At 71.6% G+C, this 21777-nt stretch carries 20 protein-coding genes; 7 read left to right on the forward strand and 13 right to left on the reverse strand.

Going from position 1 to position 21777, the window contains the following annotated elements; translation table 11 throughout:
* Window positions 1-13: 13 nt before the first annotated feature.
* From OF380_RS06525 to OF380_RS06540, 4 genes are all read right to left on the reverse strand, one after another.
* The gene (locus OF380_RS06525) at window positions 14-583 is read right to left on the reverse strand and encodes a peptidase S14 (RefSeq protein WP_264049956.1); all 570 of its coding nucleotides are present in this window, start codon (window positions 581-583) and stop codon (window positions 14-16) included.
* A 45-nt stretch (window positions 584-628) separates the two neighbouring features.
* A complete protein-coding gene (locus OF380_RS06530) occupies window positions 629-1429 on the reverse strand; it encodes a Crp/Fnr family transcriptional regulator (RefSeq protein WP_264049957.1) in 801 nt (266 codons plus the stop codon).
* A gap of 78 nt (window positions 1430-1507) precedes the next feature.
* Window positions 1508-1780: a hypothetical protein gene (locus OF380_RS06535; RefSeq protein WP_264049958.1), complete on the reverse strand. Its 273-nt coding sequence runs from the start codon at window positions 1778-1780 to the stop codon at window positions 1508-1510.
* 72 nt (window positions 1781-1852) lie between these two features.
* Window positions 1853-2098 carry a hypothetical protein gene (locus tag OF380_RS06540; RefSeq protein ID WP_264049959.1) on the reverse strand — a complete coding sequence of 82 codons (246 nt, stop codon included), beginning with the start codon at window positions 2096-2098 and terminating at the stop codon, window positions 1853-1855.
* Window positions 2099-2250: 152 nt separating this feature from the next.
* On the opposite strand from OF380_RS06540, the gene OF380_RS06545 reads away from it, so the two are divergent.
* Window positions 2251-2964 carry a YoaK family protein gene (locus tag OF380_RS06545; RefSeq protein ID WP_264049960.1) on the forward strand — a complete coding sequence of 238 codons (714 nt, stop codon included), beginning with the start codon at window positions 2251-2253 and terminating at the stop codon, window positions 2962-2964.
* A 10-nt stretch (window positions 2965-2974) separates the two neighbouring features.
* On the opposite strand, the gene map is transcribed toward OF380_RS06545, so the two are convergent.
* A complete protein-coding gene (gene map, locus OF380_RS06550; RefSeq protein WP_264049961.1) occupies window positions 2975-3724 on the reverse strand; it encodes a type I methionyl aminopeptidase in 750 nt (249 codons plus the stop codon).
* A gap of 210 nt (window positions 3725-3934) precedes the next feature.
* Here map and OF380_RS06555 point away from each other — a divergent pair, with 210 nt between their 5' ends.
* Window positions 3935-4861, forward strand: a complete 927-nt coding sequence (locus OF380_RS06555) for a histone deacetylase family protein (RefSeq protein ID WP_264049962.1) — start codon at window positions 3935-3937, stop codon at window positions 4859-4861.
* A 58-nt stretch (window positions 4862-4919) separates the two neighbouring features.
* Entirely contained in the window at window positions 4920-5741 is an 822-nt protein-coding gene (locus tag OF380_RS06560) for an endonuclease/exonuclease/phosphatase family protein (RefSeq protein WP_264049963.1), read from the forward strand.
* Here the strand turns inward: OF380_RS06560 and OF380_RS06565 are convergent.
* The 3 genes from OF380_RS06565 to OF380_RS06575 form a co-directional block, all read right to left on the reverse strand.
* Entirely contained in the window at window positions 5632-7074 is a 1443-nt protein-coding gene (locus OF380_RS06565) for a phospholipase D-like domain-containing protein (protein WP_264049964.1), read from the reverse strand. The two genes, OF380_RS06560 and OF380_RS06565, sit on opposite strands and share 110 nt — an antisense overlap.
* 243 nt (window positions 7075-7317) lie before the next feature.
* The gene (locus OF380_RS06570) at window positions 7318-8331 is read right to left on the reverse strand and encodes a catalase family peroxidase (RefSeq protein WP_264049965.1); all 1014 of its coding nucleotides are present in this window, start codon (window positions 8329-8331) and stop codon (window positions 7318-7320) included.
* 246 nt (window positions 8332-8577) lie between these two features.
* Entirely contained in the window at window positions 8578-9927 is a 1350-nt protein-coding gene (locus OF380_RS06575; RefSeq protein ID WP_264049966.1) for a dicarboxylate/amino acid:cation symporter, read from the reverse strand.
* Window positions 9928-10286: 359 nt separating this feature from the next.
* Here OF380_RS06575 and OF380_RS06580 point away from each other — a divergent pair, with 359 nt between their 5' ends.
* From OF380_RS06580 to OF380_RS06590, 3 genes are all read left to right on the forward strand, one after another.
* Window positions 10287-12185, forward strand: coding sequence for an ATP-binding protein (locus tag OF380_RS06580; protein ID WP_264049967.1), 1899 nt, complete (start codon window positions 10287-10289; stop codon window positions 12183-12185).
* The gene (locus OF380_RS06585; RefSeq protein ID WP_264049968.1) at window positions 12182-13540 is read left to right on the forward strand and encodes a sigma-54-dependent transcriptional regulator; all 1359 of its coding nucleotides are present in this window, start codon (window positions 12182-12184) and stop codon (window positions 13538-13540) included. Before OF380_RS06580 ends, OF380_RS06585 begins: the two co-directional genes overlap by 4 nt.
* Window positions 13541-13638: 98 nt before the next feature.
* On the forward strand, window positions 13639-13893 hold the full coding sequence (locus tag OF380_RS06590) for a DUF6894 family protein (RefSeq protein ID WP_264049969.1): 255 nt from the start codon (window positions 13639-13641) through the stop codon (window positions 13891-13893).
* Between the two features lie 109 nt (window positions 13894-14002).
* Here OF380_RS06590 and OF380_RS06595 read toward each other — a convergent pair whose 3' ends face one another.
* The 5 genes from OF380_RS06595 to OF380_RS06615 form a co-directional block, all read right to left on the reverse strand.
* Window positions 14003-14635 (reverse strand): DNA-3-methyladenine glycosylase family protein, encoded by a 633-nt coding sequence (locus tag OF380_RS06595; RefSeq protein WP_264049970.1) that lies wholly within the window; start codon window positions 14633-14635, stop codon window positions 14003-14005.
* 80 nt (window positions 14636-14715) lie between these two features.
* On the reverse strand, window positions 14716-14985 hold the full coding sequence (locus OF380_RS06600; protein WP_264049971.1) for a hypothetical protein: 270 nt from the start codon (window positions 14983-14985) through the stop codon (window positions 14716-14718).
* A 144-nt stretch (window positions 14986-15129) separates the two neighbouring features.
* Window positions 15130-16914: an ABC transporter ATP-binding protein gene (locus OF380_RS06605; RefSeq protein WP_264049973.1), complete on the reverse strand. Its 1785-nt coding sequence runs from the start codon at window positions 16912-16914 to the stop codon at window positions 15130-15132.
* Complete coding sequence (locus tag OF380_RS06610) at window positions 16911-18080, reverse strand: beta-glucosidase (protein WP_264049975.1); 1170 nt, start codon at window positions 18078-18080, stop codon at window positions 16911-16913. Before OF380_RS06610 ends, OF380_RS06605 begins: the two co-directional genes overlap by 4 nt.
* Entirely contained in the window at window positions 18077-20239 is a 2163-nt protein-coding gene (locus OF380_RS06615; RefSeq protein WP_264049977.1) for a sugar nucleotide-binding protein, read from the reverse strand. Before OF380_RS06615 ends, OF380_RS06610 begins: the two co-directional genes overlap by 4 nt.
* A 269-nt stretch (window positions 20240-20508) precedes the next feature.
* On the opposite strand from OF380_RS06615, the gene OF380_RS06620 reads away from it, so the two are divergent.
* Entirely contained in the window at window positions 20509-21732 is a 1224-nt protein-coding gene (locus OF380_RS06620; RefSeq protein ID WP_264049979.1) for a glycosyltransferase, read from the forward strand.
* Window positions 21733-21777 lie beyond the last annotated feature (45 nt).

Below are 21777 nucleotides of genomic sequence, written 5' to 3' on the forward strand. Positions count from 1 at the left end.
GGGCGACGGGACCTCAGACCACGCCCTCGATCAGGCCGAGTTCCTGCGCCTGCCCGGCTTCGATGTACCAGTTCTCCGGAGCTCGCCGCAGGACCTCGTCGAGGGTCACGCGCGACCCCCGGACGAGGTTGGCGAAGCCCTCGTTCTGGATCTCGATGGAGCTTTCGATCTCGTGCAGGGTCGCCTTCACGGAGGCGATGCAGGTGGTCAGCGGGCCGTTGAGCTGCACCGTCTTGGCGAGCTTGCGCTCGTGGATCATCAGGCGCGTGCCGCGGGTGAGATAGCGGTTGGGGCGAGAAAAGAAGCTCATGAAGGTGGTGCCGGCCGAGTAGATCGCGGCCTTGCCGAGGAAGACGAAGCGGCGCCCGGGCGCCACGTCCGTGCCGAAGCGGATATCCTCCCCCATCATCCGGGCGACCTCCGGGTCGCCGCCCAGGGTCGTCAGTTCCACCACCACGAGATCGCGCTCGGCCGCCGCGTCGAGCTGGCGCCGGAAGTCGCGGTACATCTCGTGGTCGACCGGTCCCGAGAGCAGGATGGCGGGGCTGCAGAAGTCGCGGGGGGAAAGGGGCGTCGGGTCCATGGCGGGCTCCCGGCCGCGGGAATCGCGGCCGATGCCGGGTGAACGCTAGATCCGCGCCAAAGGATCGCCGCCGGAATGCGAATCCGGCTGGGCTCCGGAGGCGGCCGGCGGCGCGTCGTCCGAGCCGGGCGGGGCGAGGTTGCGAAATGGCCCGATGAGGTCTTCGTAGGCGGCTTCCGCCGAGCCGTAGCTGCCGCCCGCATGGTCTGTGAGCAGGCCGCGGTCGAGCACCGTGATCCGGCCGCGCCGCGCCCGGATCATGCCCTGGCCCTCCAGCGCCTGGATCGCCAGGGTCACGCCGGAGCGCTGCGTTCCCAGCATCAGCGACAGGAAGTCGTGGGTCAGGGCCAGGTCGTCGCCCGCGAGGCGGTCATGCGCCATCAGGAGCCAACGCGCCAAGCGCTCCTCGATGGAGGAGGCTCCGTTCGAGAGGGCCGTCTGCGACAGGGTCATGATGAGGAAATGCGCGTAGCGGAGCAGCACCGCGCGCAAGCCCGGCAGGGTCTCGAAGGCGTCGCGCAGGTGCCCGGCTTCGATACGCAGCCAGGGTCCGCCGACTTCCACGATGATCTCGTGGGGGGCTTCGCGCGCACCGAGGAACACGCCCGTGCTGATCATCCCCTCGAAGCCGAAGCAGCCGACCTCCAGCCGGCGGTTGCCGTAGGCCGTGGCGATGTTCGAGGACAGGCCGCTTTCCGGAAAGTAGGCGAAGTCCAGCGCGCCCCCCGCTTCGATCACGCGCTCCCCCTTCTCCACCGCGACGCGAGTAAACAGGGGAAGGAGGTGCGCGACCTCCGCCTCCGGGAGGGACCGGAGCAGCAGGTTGCGGGTCTCGGTGATGCTCATGCCGCCCGGCCCGGCTGACCGGGGACGCGTCCGTTCCAGCGCATGCGCATTCCGAGCCTCGCGGAGGTCGAGCGGAGGTCAGTAGGGGTAGCCGTAGACGGGCCGGCGGCTGGGGCGATACCGGTTGCGTACGGGACGGTCGTAGCGACCCTCGTAGGCGCCGAGATAGGGGTCGAGTTCGGGGGCGCGGTAGTTGCCGTTGTTCACCCCCGCCGAGCGGTCGTTGCCGCTGAGCGCGGCATAGGGCGAGAGGCCGTCACCGCCACTGCCGCCGCCACGGGCCAGGGCCGCGCCGGACAGGCCGAGCACAAGGGCCGCGGCGAAGGTGTTGCGAACGAGGGATGCCGACATGGAAACCTCCTGGGATGCTGAAGCGACCGAATTCCGGGTCGCCCTCGGATGTCGGGGCCGTTCCCGCTTGCCTCAGCGCTCGGCCTGCAGGCTCTTGAGGAAGCGGCGGGCGACGTCGCGAACCGCCGCGTCGTCCCGTGTCTCGTCGTCGCCCTTGTCCCAGAGGTGGTCGAGGCTGGCCTCGAGGCTCGTCAAAAGCTCCGGGTTCTCGCGGGCGAGATGCCGGATCGTACCGAACAGGAGATGCTCGATCGCGAGTTCGCGGTGGCGGGCCTCGGCGAGGGCAGCGCTGGTGGTGGGGGATTCAGCGTTCGTCATGAGAACACAACGAGCGGGCTTGCCGACGGTTCATGTCCATCGGCCACAGCCGCAAGCTTTCGCCAATCCCCCGGCATCGAACACTTCCACTCACCGATGCTTTCGGCCAGAGAGCCCGGCACGTCGGGGATGATTCGCGAGGCAGGGACGCGATGGCACAGACACCAGGCCCGGCGACGGGCGGCGCGGGACCGGCTTCCTTCGACACGGACCTGACCGCCGGAATCGGCCTCGCCTTCGTGGCGGGCTTCGTGGACGCGGCGGCCTTCATCGCGCTCGCCGGCCTGTTCACGGCGCATGTCACGGGCAACTTCGTCCTGATCGGCGCCGAACTCGTCTCGACCTCGGTCGGGGTCGTGGCCAAGCTCCTCGCCCTGCCGGCCTTCGTCCTCGCGGTGGCGGGAACGCGCCTGTTGGCCCTGGGCCTGGAGCGGCGCGGGGTGGCGCCCCTGCGCTGGCTCCTCGCCCTCGAAACCCTGCTGCTGGCCGGCTTCGGCCTCGCGGGCCTCGCCCTGGCGCCGCTGGGCTCGCCCGACGGCGCGGCGGCGGTGTCGGTGGGCATGCTGGGCGTGGCCGCCATGGGCGTGCAGAACGCCATCGGCCGCCTCGGCCTGCCGCATCTGGCCGCCACCACGGTGATGACCGTCAACGTCACCCAGGCGGTGATCGACCTCGTGGACTGGGCGCGCGGCGCGGTGGCGCCGGACGGCGCGGCCCGCCTCCGGATGCGCCGGATGCTCCCGGCGGTCCTGGCCTTCGCGCTGGGCGCCCTGGCGGGCGCCTTCGGCGTCGCCGCCTGGTCGTTCGCCTGCCTCGCGATCCCGATCGCAGCACTCTGCGGCCTGATGCTCCTGCTCAAGCCCTGAGATTCGGACCCTATCCCGGCATGCTGAGGACGAGCGGCCCGTTGCGGGTGGCGACGACGGTGTGCTCGTACTGGACCGTGAGGGCCCTCGGCCGGGCGTAGAGGGTCCAGGGGTCGTCGCCATCCTCCGCGAAGGTGGCGCCCAGCGACAGGAAGGGCTCGATGGTGAAGACCAGCCCCTCCCGCATGATCCGGCGCTCGGAGGCGTCGGGCCAGGTGGCGATCTCGGTGGGCTCCTCGTGCAGCGAGAGGCCGACGCCGTGGCTGGCGAGATTGCGCACCAGGGTGTAGCCGTTCTTGCCCGCGAAGGCGCCGATGGCCCGGCCGATCTCGGCGAACGGCCGGCCGGTCCCGACCTGGCGCAGGCCCGTCCACATCGCCCGGCGCCCGTCCTTGCAGAGCCGCTCCACCGCGCGCGTCACCGGCGGCACGGCGAACGACGCTCCGGTATCGGAGAAGTAGCCGTCCTTCTCCGCCGAGACGTCGATGTTGACGAGATCGCCCGGCCGGATCGCCCGGTCCCCCGGGATGCCGTGCGCGATCTCCTCGTTGACGCTGATGCAGGTCGCCCCAGGGAAGGCGTAGGCCATCTCCGGTGCCGGACGGGCCCCGGCCGCCTCCAGGGAGGCCCGGCCGACGCAATCGAGTTCGCGGGTCGTCATGCCGGGCTCGATGGCTTTTCCCATCGCCTCCAGCGTGTTGGCGACGATGCGCCCGATCCGCTTCAGGGCCGCGAGATCGTCCTCGCTCGAAACCGTCATCGCGTCTCCTTTCGCACGACCGTGAAGGTCCGGCCGCCGCGCGCCCGGACGAAGGCCGCCCCATCCCGGGCGCGCCCGGAGCGGGCCATTCCGTCTCGCCCGGGTATACGCCGATCGTCGGATCGAGGCGAAAGTCCGCGCGCAGCACTCCCCTAGCCTGTGTCCCGCCATCTGGTATACCAGGACAGCCAAGACGTCCGGGAGCGCCGCATGACCATCCTGTTCAGCCACGAGGCCGCCCTGGGGCACCGGACGCCGCACGGGCATCCGGAGCGGCCCGAGCGCATGCAGGCGGTCAAGGACGCGCTCGGTACGGACGCCTTCGCGGCCCTGGTCCGGCGGGCGCCGGAGCCCGCGAGCCTGGAGACCGTGGCGCTCGCGCACCCGGAGGAATGGGTCCGGGCGATGATCGCGGCGGCCCCCGCCGAGGGTCTGGTCCACGTCGATTCCGACACGGTGCTCTCGCCCGGCACCATCGACTGCGTGCTGCGCGGGGTCGGGGCCGCCGTCGAGGGCGTCGACGCGGTGATGCGGGGCGAGGCCCGCAACGCCTTCTCGGCCATGCGGCCGCCGGGCCACCATGCCGAGCGCACCCGCGCCATGGGGTTCTGCCTGTTCAACAACGCGGCCATCGCCGCCCGGCACGCCCGGATCGTGCACGGGGCCGAGCGGGTCGCGATCGTGGATTGGGACGTGCACCACGGCAACGGCAGCCAGGACATCTTCTGGGCCGATCCCTCGGTGCTGTTCTGCTCCACCCACCAGATGCCGCTCTATCCCGGCACCGGCGCGGTCTCGGAATCCGGCGACCACGACACCATCGTCAACGCGCCCCTGAAGCCGGGCGCCGACGGGGAGCGCTTCCGCGAGGCGTTCACCGCCCGCATCCTGCCCCGGCTCACGGAGTTCCGGCCGGACCTCATCATCATCTCCGCCGGGTTCGACGCGCATTGGCGCGACCCGCTCGCCAACCTGATGCTGGAGGCGGAGGATTTCGGCTGGGCGACGCGGCAGGTGATGGACGTGGCCGAGCGCTCCTGCGGCGGGCGCATCGTCTCCGTGCTGGAGGGGGGCTACGACCTGCGGGGGCTGGCCGAATCCACCGCCGCGCACGTGTCCGCCCTGATGGAGGCGTGAGGGCACCCCCGCAGCGGACGGGCTTCCCAAACCCCGGCCCTTGCCCACCTATGTTACGATGCTCAACGATCGACGCCTCGCGCGACTGACCGCCCATGCCCTCCAGAACTCCCACGGACGCCCCGGCCACGACCGGCCCGGCACCCGCAAGATCGTCAGCTGGAACCTGCTGCGCCGGGTCGGCGCGAACGTCGCCGGCATCGCCGCGCTGATCGAGCGCGAGCAGCCCGACCTCGTGCTGATGCAGGAGGCCACGAAGGACATCGAGGCGCTCCAGGCCAAGGTCGGCGGGCACTACGCCTGGGCGCAGATGCCCGGGCGCATCCACGGGCTGGCGGTCTGGAGCCCGACCCCCTTCGCCGCCCCCCCGGAGGCGATCGAGCTGCCCTCGGGGGCGATGTTCGACCGGGTGAGCCAGGTGATCGATCTCGGCGCCTTCGGCGTCGCCAACGTGCACCTGTCGCATGGGCAGGTGCTCAACCGGCGCCAGTTGCGCCGCATCGAGCAGAGCCTGCCCGCCCGCGCCGCCGTCATCGGCGACTACAACCTCGTCGGCCCGCCCCTGCTGCCCGGGTTCCGCGACGTCGGCCCGCGCCTGCCCACCCATGCCATGGCGCGGGTGGTGCCCCTGCGCCTCGACCGCTGCCTCGTGCGGGGTCTGACCTGCCACGGTCGCAGCGTGCTGCCGCGCGGGGATTCGGACCACCGCCCGATCATCGTGCACCTGGCGCCCAGCCAGGAGGCCGTACGGCGCGAGGCGGAGGAGAAGCCTACAGGTATGGCAGCAGTAATCGGACGCCTGCGTCGCGCAGCCGGACGGGGAGCCCGCGCCGCGACAACGTTTCGCGGGTCAGCCGAACGCGCATCTTCTCCCGCATGAAGGCGTCGAGCCGCCCGGCGAGCCCGGCGTCGTAGACCTCGACGTTGAGTTCGAAGTTCAGGCGGAAGCTGCGCGTGTCCCAGTTCGCGCTGCCGACGAAGCACCAGACCTCGTCGACCACGAGGAGCTTGGCGTGGTCGAAGGGCGGGTCGTCGAGCCAGATCCGGACGTCGCTGGCGAGCAGCGGGTCCACATGCGCCCGCGTCGCCCAGTCGACCACCGCGTGGTCGCTCGCCATCGGGATGATGACGTCCACCGTCAGGCCCCGGAGGGCCGCCAGCGAGAGCGCGCTGACCAGCACCTCGCTGGGCAGGAAATAGGGCGTCATCAGGCGGATGCTGCGGGTCGCGCAGGTGATCGCCTCGAGCACCACGAGCTCGATCTTGCGCAGGTCCGCGTCCGGCCCCGAGGTGACCACCCGGGCCGGGCTGTCGCCCCGGGATTCGAGGGACGGGAACCAGTCCGCGCCTCCGATCTCCTCGTCCGTCACGAAAGCCCAGTCGCTGGCGAAGGCCGCCGTGAGCTGCGCCACCACCGGGCCCTCGATCCGGAAATGCACGTCGCGCACGGGCTCGGGCGGGTCGAGCGCCAGCCGGTTCTCGTCCGCGATGTTGATGCCCCCGGCAAAGGCGAGCGCCCCGTCGACGATGAGCAGCTTCTTGTGCGTGCGCAGGTTCAGGAAGGGCATCCGCCAGGGCAGGACCGAGTGCATGAAGCGGCCCACCGGCACGCCCCGGCGCCGCAGGCCCCCGTAGACCGTGGCGAAGAAGTAGCCGCTGCCGATGCCGTCCACGAGGACGCGCACCGCGACGCCGCGCGCATGGGCCGCCTCCAGGGCGTCGAGGAAGGCGCGTCCCGTCGTGTCCTTGCGGAAGATGTAGCTCGAGAGGGCGATGGAGGACCGCGCCTCCGCGATCGCCGCCAGCATCGCGGGATAGACCGCGTCGCCGTTGCGCAGGATCGCGATGCGGTTGCCGGCCCGGAGCGGGAGCGCGGTGATGCGCCGGACCGCGTGGTCGAGGGGGGCGAGGTGTTCCGGCAGCCCCGAGGCCGGCGCCCCGCCGGCCTCCGCCCGGCGCGGTTCGGAAGGCCGGACGCCGAGCTTGCGCGCGCGGCGCGTGACCCGGTTGATCCCGAACAGGGCGTAGAGCGCGCTCCCGAACAGGGGCGAGAGCCAGACGAGGCCGATCCAGCCGATCGCCGCCCCGACCTCACGCTTGCGCAGCAGGACATGGACGGTGAGGAGACCGGACAGGCCGGCGCAGAGCAGCCAGAAAACCTCGGTCCGGATCGCGGTGAGCCCGCCGATCCATGACAGCAATGCCTGTTCCAACGCGGCTCCCGGGGCTCAAGGTCGTCGGGAGATACGCCAAGGCCGGGTGGCGCACAAAGCCGGCGGGATGCGCGGGCCTCGGCGGAACGAAAAACGGCCACGGTGGCCGGGCATGGGGTGCGCGTACATCCGGCGTCACCTCACATCCGGGCTCCGTGGCCCTGTCCGGTCGTTTCCGACCGGCTTGCAAGCACATTGCCCGATCAAGGTTAACGAATCCTCAACGGACCCGGCCTGGGTCGGTCAGTTCGTGCGGCGCGAGAGCGAGATCGCGTAGGCCGGCGAGCGGATGGCGAACATCGGGTCGTCGGCCGGGCCGGCGACGCCCTCGGGCAGGTCGGCGACGGGGTCGAAGGTGGCGGCATCGCAGGTGGCCGCCGGCTCCAGGGCGGTGATCGACAGGGTGCCGAGGGTGACCGTCTTGCGGCTCTCCTCGGGCCACTGCGCCGTGGGGTCGTTCGTCGGGTCGCCGGCCTCGCCGAGGACGGCCACGAGGTCGAAGCGGGCCGGCGCCTGCGCGAGGCGCTCCTTCATCTCGTCGGCGTAGAAGGCGTCGGGCTTGGCCTTGGCCTCGTCGTCGGACAGGCCGAGCTGGCCCGCCGCCGCCACGGTCTTCAGCTTGGCCACCGTGGCCCGTCCCTTGGCGTCGGTGAGCGTGTAGGCGTGGACGCCCCAGTAATCGACGCCGGCATAGCTCGCCGGGACGGGGCGGGCGTTGAGCCAGGCGGCCTGCCGGGTGGTCTCCGGGTTGGCCGCCGAGAACGCCTTGATCTTGTCCGCATCCGGCTTCCCGTCGGGACCCGGCGCCCGCACCGTGGCGAAGTCGAGCAGTTGCTGCGGGGTCTTCGTGCCGAAGACCGGCGCGGAGATGAACACGAACACCATGTCGCCGGCCGGGTTCGCGATCCGCATGGAGAAGCCGCGCGTCACGGCCTTGGCCTTGTCGGACACTTTCGGGTTGCTGCCGCCCATGGAGAACCGGGCGGTGACCGGCGATGCCCGGGTGAAATGCGGCGCCTTGGTCAGGCCCGGCGCCTCGGCCGAGGGGGTGAACGTACCCTTCACGCAGACGCCCTTGGCGCCGCTCGCCCGCACGTTCGGCTGGTTGCCGCCGGCCTTGAACAGGGCATCCACGATGGCCTGGGTGTCGACCTCGCGGGACACGGTGTCCGGCGTGCCGCCCTGCGCCAGGGCCGGCCCCCACCCTGTCAGGAGCAGCAGGGACGCGACGGTCGGCGGGCTCAGGCGGATCGACATCGTGGGTTCGCTTCCGAATCGGGGCGGGGCTGCGAATCGCAGGCCCGACACGCTGCGATTCGGCGCGCAGTTTGGAAAGGTTTCAAGGCTGGAATTTGGTATCCCATCCCCTCAAAAGGCTGCGAGGACACGCAGAATGCCCGCGCGGGGCATGGGGGTAATCCCCCTGCCCCGCGCGGGCCGCGATCCAGCTCGAAGACGGCTTGCCGGGGCCGGGCCGTTATGGCCGGCCCCGGGGCGTCCGGCTCAGACGGCCGGCTGGAGCGCCGGAGCCGGGAGCTCCGAATCCAGGGGCATCGGGTTGCCGCCGAGAGCCGCCGCGAGCTTGACGTCGTCGACCTCGCCCTCCCAGCGGGCGACCACGATGCAGGCCACCGCGTTGCCGATGAAGTTGGTGAGCGCGCGGCACTCGGACATGAAGCGGTCCACGCCGAGGATCAGCGCCATGCCGACCACCGGCACCGAGGGGACCACCGCGAGGGTCGCCGCCAGGGTGATGAAGCCGGAGCCGGTGACGCCGGCCGCGCCCTTCGAGGAGAGCATTGCCACGAGGAGGAGAAGGCCCTGCTCGCCGTAGGTCAGCGGCGTGTCCGTGGCCTGCGCGATGAAGAGCGCCGCCATGGTCATGTAGATGTTGGTGCCGTCGAGGTTGAACGAGTAGCCGGTGGGGACCACGAGGCCCACGACGGGCTTCGAGCAGCCGGCGCGCTCCATCTTCTCGAGCAGCGAGGGCAGGGCCGACTCGGAGGACGAGGTGCCGAGCACCAGCATCAGCTCTTCCTTGATGTAGCGGATGAGCTTGATGATCGAGAAGCCGTTGTAGCGGGCGACCAGGCCGAGCACGCCGAGCACGAAGATCGCCGAGGTCAGGTAGAAGGCGCCGACGAGGTAGGCGAGGTTGGCGAGCGAGGCGATGCCGTACTTGCCGATGGTGAAGGCCATGGCGCCGAAGGCGCCGATGGGGGCGACCTTCATGATGATGTTGACGACGCCGAAGATGGCTTCCGACAGCACCTTGATGATGTCGAGGACCGGCTTGCCGCGGTCGCCCAGGAAGGCGAGGCCGAAGCCGAACAGCACCGAGAAGAACAGCACCTGCAGGATCTCGCCGCCCGCGAACGCACCCACCGCCGTGGACGGGATGATGTTCATGAGGAAGTCGGTGATCGACTGGGTCTTCGCCTTGTCGGCGTACATCGCGATCGACTTCGCATCGAGCGACTTCGGATCGATGTGCATGCCCGCGCCCGGCTGGACGAGGTTCGCGACGATCAGGCCGACGATCAGCGCCAGCGTCGAGAAGGTGAGGAAGTAGATCAGCGCCTTGCCGCCGACGCGGCCGACCTTCTCGAGGTTGGTCATGCCGGCGATGCCGGAGACGACGGTGAGAAAGATCACCGGCGCGATGATCATCTTCACGAGCTTGATGAAGGCGTCGCCGAGCGGCTTCATGTCCGCGCCGGTCTGCGGGTAGAAGTGGCCGAGGGTGATGCCGATCGCCACGGCGACCAGAACCTGGAAATACAGGGTCTTGTAGATCGGCTTGGGCTTCGGCGGGGCGTGCGGGGCGGTGAGGGGCAGTGGTACGGCAGCCATGAGGGCGTTCTCCCGGTGGGTCTCTCGAAGGGTGTCGGTTCGGGTCCGGGGCGCAGCCCCGTCTCCGTCCGCTCTTGGTCTTGCGCCTCGGGGTTCCAGCAGTCCCGGTCGCGCCCCTTGGGGGCACGATGGCGGGAGGTCCGGACCTTCGGCACCGAGCCCTGCGAGGGGTGCAGGGCTGCGTTACCCTCCCGGAATGGCAACCGGCGTGCCAGCACGGGAACGCATGAAACTTTTCCGTAAATCTTTGAGAATAGCTTGGTTTTTCTCGTGATCCCGCGACCCTTTCCAGCGCGCCGTGCGGGTTTCCGGACACGGAGCGGGAATCCCGTCCGGAAACCCGCAGCGGGCCCGAGCGCATGACGCGTCCAGCCCCGCCGGACGCGCTGGGTCGTGCGCTGGCACAGGCGCCGGCCGATGCGCCGGGGCGGCGGCGCCTGTTCCTCCTCGCCAGCCTCGCCGCCATCCTGCTCGCGGCCTGGGCCGCCGGGCGGGTCGCCGAGCGCTGGGCCATGGCCGACCTGCAACGCACCGCCCAGACGGCGCTCGCCCTCCAGGTCGGGGCGCTCGGGGCGGAGATGCAGAAGCAGACCTCGCTGCCGCTGGCCCTGGCATCCGACCCGGAGATCGCCGCGGCGGCGCAGGGGTCGGCCCCCGCCGATCTGATCGCCCGCGTGAACCGGCGCCTCGCCGAGGTGGCCCAGGCCACGGGCTCGGCCGTGATCTACGTGATGCGGCCCGACGGGATCACGGCCGCGGCCAGCAACGCGGGCGCCCCGGGCAGCTTCCTCGACTGGAATTACGGCTTCCGGCCCTATTTCCGCGAGGCCATGCGGGAGGGCGCCGGGTCGCAATTCGCCCTGGGCACCGTGAGCGGGCGCGCCGGCCTCTACCTGGCCCGCCGCATCGGCGCCGCCGGCGGCGTGGTGGTGGTCAAGATCGAGTTCGACACCGTCGAGGCGGGCTGGCGCACGACCGGGGACGGGGTGTTCGTCACCGAGGCGCGCGGCATCGTCCTCGTGGCGAGCGACCCGGCCTGGCGCTTCACCACGCTCCGGCCGATCGACGAGGCCGAACGCCGCCGCATCCGCGAGGCCCTGGATTTCGGCGACGCCCCCCTCGACCCGGCGCCGCTCCATCCCGTCGCGGGCAGCGAGGACCTGGCGCGGGTGGGACGGGGGGCGCAGCCGGCCCGGATCGTGCTGCGCCTCGACGCGCCGATCCCCGGCACCGGGTGGCGGCTCCACACCCTGACGCCCCTGGGGGGGACGGTGGAGCGCGAGCGCGTCCAGGCCTGGATCATCGCCGGCCTCGTCACGGGGCTGGCCTGCCTCGGCCTTTCCGCGCTGGCGGGCCGCGGCCGGCGCAACCGCGCGCGCCTCGTGCAGGCCTCCGCGCAGCGGGACGCCCTGGAGGCGCGCGTGCGGGAGCGGACGCTGGAGCTCACCGACGCCAACCGGCTCCTGCGGCTCGAGATCGAGGAGCGGCAGCGGGCGGAGGCCGAGCGCGAGCGCCTCGGGCGCGAGCTCGCCCAGGCCGGTCGCCTCGCGGCGCTCGGGCAGTTCGCCGCCAGCATGGCCCACGAGATCAACCAGCCGCTCGCCGCGATCCGCTCCTACGCGGACAACGCCGCCATCCTGGTCCGACGCGGCCGGGGAGAAGAGGCGGCCGAGAACGCCTTCGCCATCGGCCGCCTGACCGACCGCATCGGCGGCCTCACGCGCCAGCTCAAGGGCTTCGCGCGGCGCTCCTCCGCCAAGCGGGAGCCGGTGGCCCTGGCCGAGATCCTGCGCAACGGCCTGGAGCTGGTGGAGGCCCGCGCGGCGGCGGCCCGCATCCCGCTCACCGTAGAGGGCGCCGCCTCCGACCTCCGGGTCCTCGGCGACGGGCCGCGCCTCGAACAGGTGGTCGTGAACCTGCTCCAGAACGCGATCGACGCCGTACAGGGCCGGCCCGAGCCCCGCGTCGGCCTGCACGTGGCCGCCGAGGCGCCGGACCGCGTCGTCGTCGAGGTCCGCGACACCGGTCCCGGCATGCCCGAGGCGGTGCGGGCGCAGATCTTCGACGCCTTCTTCACCACCAAGTCGGACGGCCTCGGCCTCGGGCTCGCCATCGCCCGCGGAATCGTCGAGGATTGTGGCGGCAGCCTCACCGTCCAGGACGATCCGGCGGGCGGCACGATCTTCCGCATGGCATTGACGAAGGCTCCGGCAGGCGGGGCCGCCAGGGCGGCCGGACCGGCGGAGACGACGACGTGAGCGAGACCAGGGATGGGCGGGCCTCGGCCGAGCGGGTCGTCTTCATCGACGACGAGGCGGATGTCTGCCGCGCCAACCGCCAGAGCCTCGAACTCGACGGCTTCACGGTGGAGACCTTCGAGGCGGCGGGGCCGGCCCTGACCGCGATCCTCGCCGATCCGCCCGGCCTCGTCATCACCGACGTACGCCTGCCCGACCTCGACGGGAACGCCCTGTTCGCGCGCCTGCGCACCATCGACCCGGAGTTGCCGGTGATCCTGATCACCGGGCACGGCGACATCCGCATGGCGGTGGCGGCGATGCGCGACGGCGCCTACGACTTCCTGGCCAAGCCCTACCCGGCCGAGGCGCTGCTGGCCTCGGCCCGGCGCGCCCTGGAGCGCCGCCGCCTCGTGCTCGAGAACCGCCAGTTGCGGGCGCGCCTCGACGCGGCGCTGGAGGAGGACCCGGCCTTCCTCGGGGTGTCGCCCGAGATGGTGCGCCTGCGCCAGCTCGTGCGCGAGGTGGCCCATGCCGATGTCGACGTGCTCGTGTTCGGCGAGACCGGGGCGGGCAAGGAGGTGGTGGCGAGCGCGCTGCACCGCTGGGGGCGGCGGGCCAAGCGCAACTTCGTGGCGATGAATTGCGGCGCGCTGCCCGACAGCGTGGCCGAGAGCGAGCTGTTCGGCCACGAGGCCGGGGCCTTCACGGGCGCGGTGAAGCGCCGGGTCGGCCGCATCGAGCATGCGGAGGGCGGCACGCTCTTCCTCGACGAGATCGAGAGCATGCCCCTCCACCTGCAGGTGAAGATCCTGCGCGTGCTGCAGGAGCGCAAGGTCGAGCCCCTCGGCAGCAACGACAGCCTGTCCATCGACATGCGGGTGGTGGCCGCCACCAAGGTCGATCTCGGCCAGGCGGCGGCGCAGGGCACCTTCCGCGACGACCTCTACCACCGGCTCAACGTCATCACGATCGCCATCCCGCCCCTGCGGACCCGGCGCGAGGACGTGATCCTGCTCTTCCAGGAATTCCTGCGGCGGGCGTCCGCCCGCTTCGGCCGCGAGGTTCCGGCGATCACCGGCCCGGTGCTGGAGCACCTGCGCCGGCACGATTGGCCCGGCAACGTGCGCGAACTCGGCCACTTCGCCGATCGCTACGCCCTCGGCCTCGGCGCCCTCGACCTCTCGGCCCCGGAGGTCGTCACCACCGGCACCCTGGCCGAACAGGTCGACCGCTTCGAACGCAGCCTGATCCGTGAGGAGCTGATCATGGCCGGTGGCGACGTCCGGGTCGCGGCGGAATCCTTGGGCACGCCGCGCAAGACCCTCTACGACAAGATCGCCCGGCACGGCCTGACGCCGACCGATTATCGCTGAGGCCGCGCGGTCGGGCCGGGGGCGGTCGGATCGCCCGCTTCCAGAACATCGGGCGGCCGGAGCGGGTTGCCGAGGGTCTGGCTGAGAGAGGACCGCCCGTGACGCGCTACTACATCGACTCGGACGACAACGACCGCACCGTGATCGACGAGGCGGGGTTCGAGCTCTCCGGGCCCCTCGAAGCCCGGTCCATGGCGATCGACGTCCTGCCCGACATGGCCCGGGAGAAGCTGCCCGACGGGGATCGAAGGACATTCTCGGTGCGGGTCCGGGACGAGGCGGGCACCGTGATCTACAGCGCCGAACTGACGATGGCGGGCGAGTGGCACGTTCCCCCACCCGAGCCCGCGTGATGAGAGAAGCCTTCGGACGTGGAGGGCCAGGGCCGGCGGACTGGGAGACGGACTTGGAGACCGGCTTGGCACCGGACTTGGCGCCGAGCTTGGCGGTGCCGGGACGGGCCTATAGGCTCGGCGCTCCGCCGGGGGCGGATTTCGGCAGGTCCTTGATGCGCCAGGCGTAGCGCGCCAGCAGCGAGCGATAGGGCGCGAAGGCCGCCGCGACCGCCTGCGTGTCCTCTCGTCCCGTCAGGCGCCGCAGGCAGCCGACCGCCGCGACGTCGCCGTCCGGCCAGATGTCGGGGTCGTTATAATGGAAGATGCCGATCATGTCGGCGGTCCAGGGACCGACGCCCCGGATGCGGCAGAGGATGGCGGAGCGCTCGGCCTGCGGCAGGTCCGCGAGGGCGGCGCCCAGCAGCCCGGCCTCCTCCGCCGCGCGGATGGCCTGGAGCGCGCGCACCTTGTTGCCGGAGAGGCCGCAGGCCCGCAGGGTCGCCTCGTGTCCGGGCACGAGCAGAGCCCAGGGCGTCAGGCCCATCCCGGCGGCAGCGGCCTCGACGCGGGCCCAGATCGCGGCCGCCGCGCGGACCGAGAGCTGCTGGTTCACGACCTCGACGCAGAGGCGCTCGGCCACGCTCCCATGCGCCGGCGGCTCGATCGTCAGGGGGCCGACCCGCGCAATGGCCTCGGCCAGGGGCGCCGCGAGGCCCGCCGCGATCGTCAGGATGTGCTGGTGGATCTCGGGTTCGGACACGGCCATCGGGGAAGGCATGAAACGCGGACGCCCGGCTCCATCGGAACCGGGCGTCGTGGATCTTCGATCGGCGAGGACCCTCAGCGGTCGCGGCGCTCGCGCACCGTGGTCCGCTCCTCGCGGCGCTCCAGACGCTCCTCGCGGCGGTCGGGATCGACACCGAGGACGCCGCCGACCGTTCCGGTCGCGGCCCCGACGGCACCGCCGACGATGCCGCCCACCGGACCGGCGGCCCGGTTGCCGTCCTCGATCCCGCGCTCGGCGCCGCGCACGGTGCCCTGCGCCTGGGCGGAGCCCATCAGGGCGACGGGCGAGAGAAGCAGGGCAGCGGCGATGATGGCAGACTTCATGGAGGATTCCTTCATGGTCATCTCAAGGAGCCCGTTCGCGCGAGGCGAACCGGGCGGGCATGTCCTGTCAACGACCGAGCACCGGAAAGGTCGCATCCGCCGGGATTTTTCCCGCCCTTCCTCGGCCGGTACCGAGCGACCCTGTCAGGCAGTGGGCTCCATCTCGGCCGGCAGGCCCTCGGCCTGGAGGCGCCACATCCGCTCGAACAGCCCGCCGGCCCGGCGCAGGGCGGCGGCGGTGCCGTCCTCCACGACCCGGCCCTGGTCGATGACGAGGATGCGATCGAAGCTCGTCAGGGTCGAGAGGCGATGCGCCACCGCGATCACCGTGCGCTGCCGCATGATGCGCACCAGGGCGGCCTGGATCGCCATCTCGGATTCCGTGTCGAGGGCCGAGGTCGCCTCGTCGAGGAGGATGATGGGCGCGTCCTTCAGGAAGGCCCGCGCGATGCCGATGCGCTGGCGCTGTCCACCCGAGAGCCGGGCGCCGCGCTCGCCCACGATTGTGTCGTAGCCCTGCGGCAGGCGCCGGACGAAGCCGTCGCAGGCGGCCGCCCGGGCTGCGGCGAACACCGCCGCGTCGTCGGCCTCGGGCCGGGCGAAGCGGATGTTCTCCATCACGCTCCGGTGCAGGAGGCTGATCTCCTGGGGCACCACCGCCAGGGCGTCGCGCAGGGAATCCTGGGCGACGGCATTGATCGGCGTGCCGTCGATGAGGATGGCGCCACCCTCCACGTCGTGGAGCCGCTGCAGGAGGTGGACCAGGGTGGACTTGCCGGCGCCCGAGGGACCGACGATGCCGACCTTCTGGCCGGCGTGGATCGTCAGGCTGACCTCCTCCAGGGCCCGCCGCCCCGTCCCGTAGCCGAACGACACGTTGCGGAGTTCGACGCGGCCCGCCCGGCAGGACAAGGCGGGCGCGTCCGGCACGTCGCGTACCGAACGGGGTTTGGCGATGACCGCCAGGGTCTCCTCCACGAAGCCGAACTGCTGGGCGACATCCACCAGCGACAGGGCCATGTCCTTCGAACTGTGAAGGATTCGCAGGGTCAGGCTCGCCACCACGACCACGTCCCCGGGGCTGGCCTGCCCCCGGCTCCAGAGCGTGAGGACCCAGGTGAGGATGCCGGCCGCCATGATCCAGAGGGCGAGGTCGTGCAGCAGGCGGGCGGCCTCGAGATACATCCAGCTCCGGCGCTGGGCCGCCGCCTCGGCCTCGAACCCGGCGCGCAGGCGCTGCCACTCGCGGCGTCGGGCCGAGAAGGCCTTCACCGTCCACATGTTGGTGATGCTGTCGACGAGGTCGCCGGCGACCGTGGCGGCCTGCCCGGAATAGGCCCGGTGCAGGGGGCGCCCGCGCTCGCCGAACACGATCAGCCCGGCGGTGACCGCCACCACGAAGGCGAGGAGCGCCAGGGTCAGCGTCCCGTCGATGGTGGAGAAGATGATCACCGCCCCGCCGACATCCACCACGGGCGGGATGATGCGCCAGACCAGGGTGTTGATCAGCGCCCCGAAATTCCCCGCGGTGGCGGTGACGCGCTGGCCGAGCGAGCCCGCGAGGTTCTCGGCGAAGTAGCGCATCGACTGTGCGCTGAGTTCGTCGAAGAGTTCGAGGCGCAGGTCGACGCCGACGCCCACGGTGGAGCGGCAGGCGAGCCAGCCGGTGAGCCGCGCCAGCACGCTCTCGGCCGCGATCAGCCCGAGGAACAGGAGGATCACCCCGGTGGCGGCCGAGGCGGCATCGGAGGGGCGGGCCACCGCGTCGACGAACTGCTTGAGGACGTATTGCTGCCCGACCCCGCAGGCCGCCGAGGCGGTCACCAGCGTGAACAGCAGGCCGAAATGCCAGCGCCAGCGCAGGAGGTGATGCAGGATGAACCGGCCGGGGCCGGACAGGTGCGGGGCGACCGTGGACGCGTCCCTCATGGGCGGATCACCGTTTCGGCGAAGAGGGCCTGCTGGCGCCGGAGTTCGGCGGCGAAATCGGCATCGCAACTCCGCCGGCCGTCCCGGTCGGGGACCGAGAACAGGCCGACCGCGCAGGGCCGGTCGTCTTCCCATCCGGGGTAGTCGAGGATTGGATAGAGGCAGATACCCTCGACCGGCACCCCCGCAGCGCGCGCGGCCCGGACCTCGGCGCAGACGTAGTGCAGCCAGGCGGCACGCGCGCTGCCCTCGGCCCCGGTCTCGGCCACCAGCATCGGGCGCCGGTACCGAGCATGGACCTCCGCCAGCAGGCTGCGCAGGGGCCGGTAGGCGTGGTGCCCGAGGGGGATCGTGCCCCCACCATGGACCCATTGGTTATCCGGGTAGAAATTGACGCCGACGACGTCGAGGCAGTCCGGCCCGCCGCCGAGGTCGGGGCAGAGGTCGCCACTCACCATGTCGAGAGCCTCGTACTGCGCGAGATGGTAGGCGCCGGCCGCGTCCGCGTCCTCGGCTCGGCCCGCCGCCACGTGGATGAGGGGCTCCGCATGGAGGAAGCGGGCCTGCGGGACCGCCGCCCGGATCGCCCGCGTCGCCGCGATGGAGGCGCGCACGAGCTGGCGCTTCAGGACAGGCCCTTGCCCGAGCGCCAAGGGACCGATCCGGCCGACATCCCCACCGGCCCAGGCCCAGTAGGACATCTCGTTGACGGTGCAGAAGGCCGGGGCACCCTCGGTTTCGGCGGCGACCACCCGGGCCGCCCCGGCGGCGAAGGCGGCGAACCGGGCGACGAAGGCCTCGGACCAGATGTCGATGTCGTCCGGCCAGCCGTAATGGCAGAGGTCCCAGATGACCCGGAGGTCGCCGGCGCGGGCCGCCCGCAGCATCGGCAGGACGCTCGACCAGTCGTAGCGGCCGGGAGCAACCTCGATCCGGTGCCAGCGCAGGCCGTCGCGGGCAGCGCCGAGGCCCTGGGCCATCAGCGCCGCGTAGTCCTGCGCCGCCCCGATGTCGTGCCCCGTCGCGGCGATGAGGTCGAGGCGCCGACCGTCGAAGCGGCGGTGGCTCGAACATTCGAAGCCACCGAGGAACGGCGCCGGGGTGATTGGCCCCAAAGCCCCGTCAAAGGGCGGCACGTCCCAGGTCCCGCCAGCGACGCGTCTCATTCCGCAGCCTGCCGGGCGTTGGTGGCTGGAACCGCGCGCGCCGCGTTCCCGAAGCGCGCCAGGGCACTGGCCCGGGTCGGCATGAGGAGGCCGCGCGCGCTGGTCAGCGCCCGGTTGAGCATCGGCGGCCGCGAGCCCCCGGTGGGGGGTGCGTGCCCCCGCAGGGCGCAGGCCAGCGCGGCCACGACCTCGTCGCGGGCGATCGGTCCCCGGTTGGCGAGGTGCCAGGGTCCGGCCTCGCCGTCGATGAGGAGGTCGAGGGCGGCGTGCGCCAGATCCGGCAGGTAGCTCAAGGACAGGGTCTCGGGTTCCCGGGGCGGCATCCCCACGGCGGCTCCGAGGGCTGCGAGGATGTCCTCGGGGCGGGCCTCGGGGGCGGGGGCGTCGAAGACGAAACCGGTGCGCACGATCAGCGCGCGCGGGTGCCGCGCCCGGACCTCCGCCTCGGCGGCGGCGAGGCTCGTCCCGTACTGGCCTTCGGGCGTCAGGGGATCGGTCTCGCAGGCCGGACGACCGAGGCGGCCATCGAAGACGTGATCGCTCGACAACGTGAGGAGCGGCACGGCCGCCCCCGCGCAGGCCGACGCGATGCGGCCCGCCCGACCCACATCGACGCGCAGGGTCCCGCCCGGATAGCGCCGGACGGCCGCATCCGTGGCGAGGCCGGTGGCGTCGATCACCGCCCAGGCCCGATGCATGGCGATGGCGTCGGCGAGCGTATCCCCTTCGCAGCCCTCGGCCCGGATACCGACATGCTGCAATCCGCGATCCCCGGCGATCCGGAGCAGGCCCCGCGCCAGGGGGCCGGCGGCGCCCAGGATGAGGATGGGGCGCGCCGCCTCCGGCGGAGGCGCCCGCCCCGCGCGCGGCGGCCCGTAGAAGCGTGCCGGGCGGCGCCACCAGCCCGGCCCGTCGAGGACCGGATGCGTGAACCGGCCCGTGGCCGCCAGGGCCCGAGCCGCCCCGGCCAGGGCCGTCGGGCGCGGAACGGGCGCCCGGATGTCGAAGGCGCCGGGCTCGTAGGTACCGGCCCGTTCGACCAGGAGGCTGTTCCAGTCGACGGCCCCGAGGAGCGACCACAGGGTCACGGCCACCACGGGCACGCCCGTGGCGCGCAGGGTGGCGGCCGCGTCCCAGACCTCGGCGAGCCAGCGCAGCTGGTCGTCCCGGCTGCAGCCGTGATGCACCTCCGTCACCGCCAGGGGCCGGCGGTACCGCTCCCAGGTCTCGGCGAATCGCGCGGCCGGCCCGGTGACGTCGGCGCAGAGGGGAATCCGGACGGCCTCCGCATCCGCGTAGCGCTGGCGCCCGTTCCCGCCGCGCAAAGGCTTCGGGTAGGCGCCGAGCCGACCGTCGAGGTAGCGCTCGCTCGTGAGGTAGTGGTTGACCCCGATGAGGTCCGGAGCGCCCTCGCCATCGTACAGGAGGGCCAGGTCGTCCGGCGCGATGCCGGTCTCGATGAGGCGGCGGTACCAGGGATGAGCGGGCCCGATCCGCCCGCACAGGAGATCGAGGCTCAACCAGCGGCGCTCGTTCTCGTAGGCGGCCTGGCCGGCAAGCCCCGGCGTGCTGAAGGTCCGGCCGATATCCTCGGTCTGGACGAGCTGTGCCCGTGGATTGATCCGGCGGATCGCCCGCATGGCCAGCACCGTCGCCTTGCACTGCGCCACCACCATGCGCAGGAAAGCCGCCTCGCTGCGGGCATGGGGATACCAGTGGCCGTAGAGCCCGCTGAAGCGGGCCGTGGTCAGCGGCTCGTTGACCGGCGTGAAGCGCGTCACCCACGGATAACGGGCGGCGACGCGCCCCGCATGGTCGGCCAGGAGCGTGGGCAGGGCGGGGTCGAGGAGGTCCGTATAGGCCGGGCCACTGCCGTGGTGCAGCAGGCCGAGGATCGGAGCGATGTCGAGGCGCTGCAGATGCGCCAGCCGCGCATCGTGCCAGGACCAGTCCTGAACGTCCGGGGCGTGCGGCGACACGGTCTCCCACAGCACCGGGTAGCGCAGGGTGCGGATCCCCAAAAGTGCGACCGCGTCGAGATCCGTCATCCGCCAGCGGTGCCCGGTCTCGCGCATCTGGTCCCGATACCGGTCCCCGATCCGCGCGACCGTGCATTCGAACCCGCCCCAGAGTTCAAGCCGCGCGGTGGTCGTTTTCATGAAGCGAACTTCAGCCCATTACCCAATGGTCCGTCGGATTCCATACCATGCATAGCATCCGGAAAATCTTCCAGAACCATCCATTGCTGAAGCAAAATATGATTTACCCCATGGACTAACATTAACATTTGCGTGGGACCGGCTCAGAAAATCTCCATAGCTATTGCTGAACAATCGATAACTTTCGGTAGTTTGCTTTGACGTGCGCAGCCACCAGAGTTGAGGACGGGATTAAATCTGTGAATCTGGATTCCGGATCGATCTTTCGCGTGACCGCTGAAACCGAAGGTGTCCCCAAGGTCGGCGACGGGGCCGGCACCGCCCCCACGCCTCCCGACATCCTGGGATCCGATTCCCGTCCGCTCCTCGTCTGCTTTTCGCATCTGCGCTGGAACTTCGTCTGGCAGCGTCCCCAGCACCTGCTCAGCCGTGCCGCCGCCCGTTTCGATGTCGTCTTCATCGAAGAGCCCGTCCTCGAGGCGGGGGCCACGGCCGGGCTCGCCCGTGAGCGGGTCGGCCCGGCCATCGAGGTGCTCGTTCCGATCCTCGACCCGGGGCAGGCGGACGCGCAGACCGCGATGCTGCAGGGCCTCATCGCCGAGGAACTGGGGGCCCGGCCTCATGCGAGCCGGATCTTCTGGTACTACACGCCCGCCGCCCTCGCCTTCACGTCGGACCTGGCACGGGACCTGACGCTCTACGACAACATGGACGAGTTGTCGGCGTTCAGGGGCGCAGCGGCCTCGCTGATCGCCCAGGAGAAGGCCCTGTTCGCGCGGGCGGACCTCGTCTTCACGGGCGGACGCAGCCTCTACGAGGCCAAGCGCGACGCCCATTCCGATATCCACTGCTTCCCCTCTTCGGTGGACACCGCGCATTTCCAGCGGGCGCGGCAGGCGGGTGTTCCCGATCCCGCCGATCAGGCCGCAATCCCGCATCCCCGCCTCGGCTTCTTCGGTGTCGTCGACGAGCGCTTCGATGCCGATTTTCTCGCGGCGATCGCCGACCTGCGGCCGGAGTGGCAGTTCGTCATCCTCGGCCCGGTGGTGAAGATCGATCCGGCGGGCCTGCCGAAACGGCAGAACATCCACTGGCTCGGACCGAAATCCTACGCCGACCTGCCCGATTACCTGGCGCATTGGGACCTCGGCCTGATGCCGTTCGCCCTCAATGCCTCGACACGCTTCATCAGCCCGACGAAGACGCCCGAATTCCTGGCCGCCGGACTGCCCGTCGTCTCGACGCCCATCGTCGACGTGGTGCGCAGCTACGGCGCGCCCGGCCTGGTGGAGATCGCCGAGACGCCGATCCAGGCGGTGGGCGCGGCGGAGGCCCTGCTCGCGCGCCCGCGCGGCCCCTGGCTCGCGCGCGTCGACCAGCGCCTCGCGGAAAGCTCGTGGGACCGGACCTGGGCCGAGATGGAAGCCCGCATCCGCGCCGGCCTTCGCCGTCCGGCCGCCGGTCCCTGCGCGCCCGTGCGCGCGTACGCCTGACCCGCCTCCCCCTCCCGCGCGGACCGTGTCGCCGGACCGTGCCGC

The organism is Methylobacterium sp. FF17 (genome assembly GCF_025813715.1).
Classification (GTDB): domain Bacteria; phylum Pseudomonadota; class Alphaproteobacteria; order Rhizobiales; family Beijerinckiaceae; genus Methylobacterium; species Methylobacterium flocculans.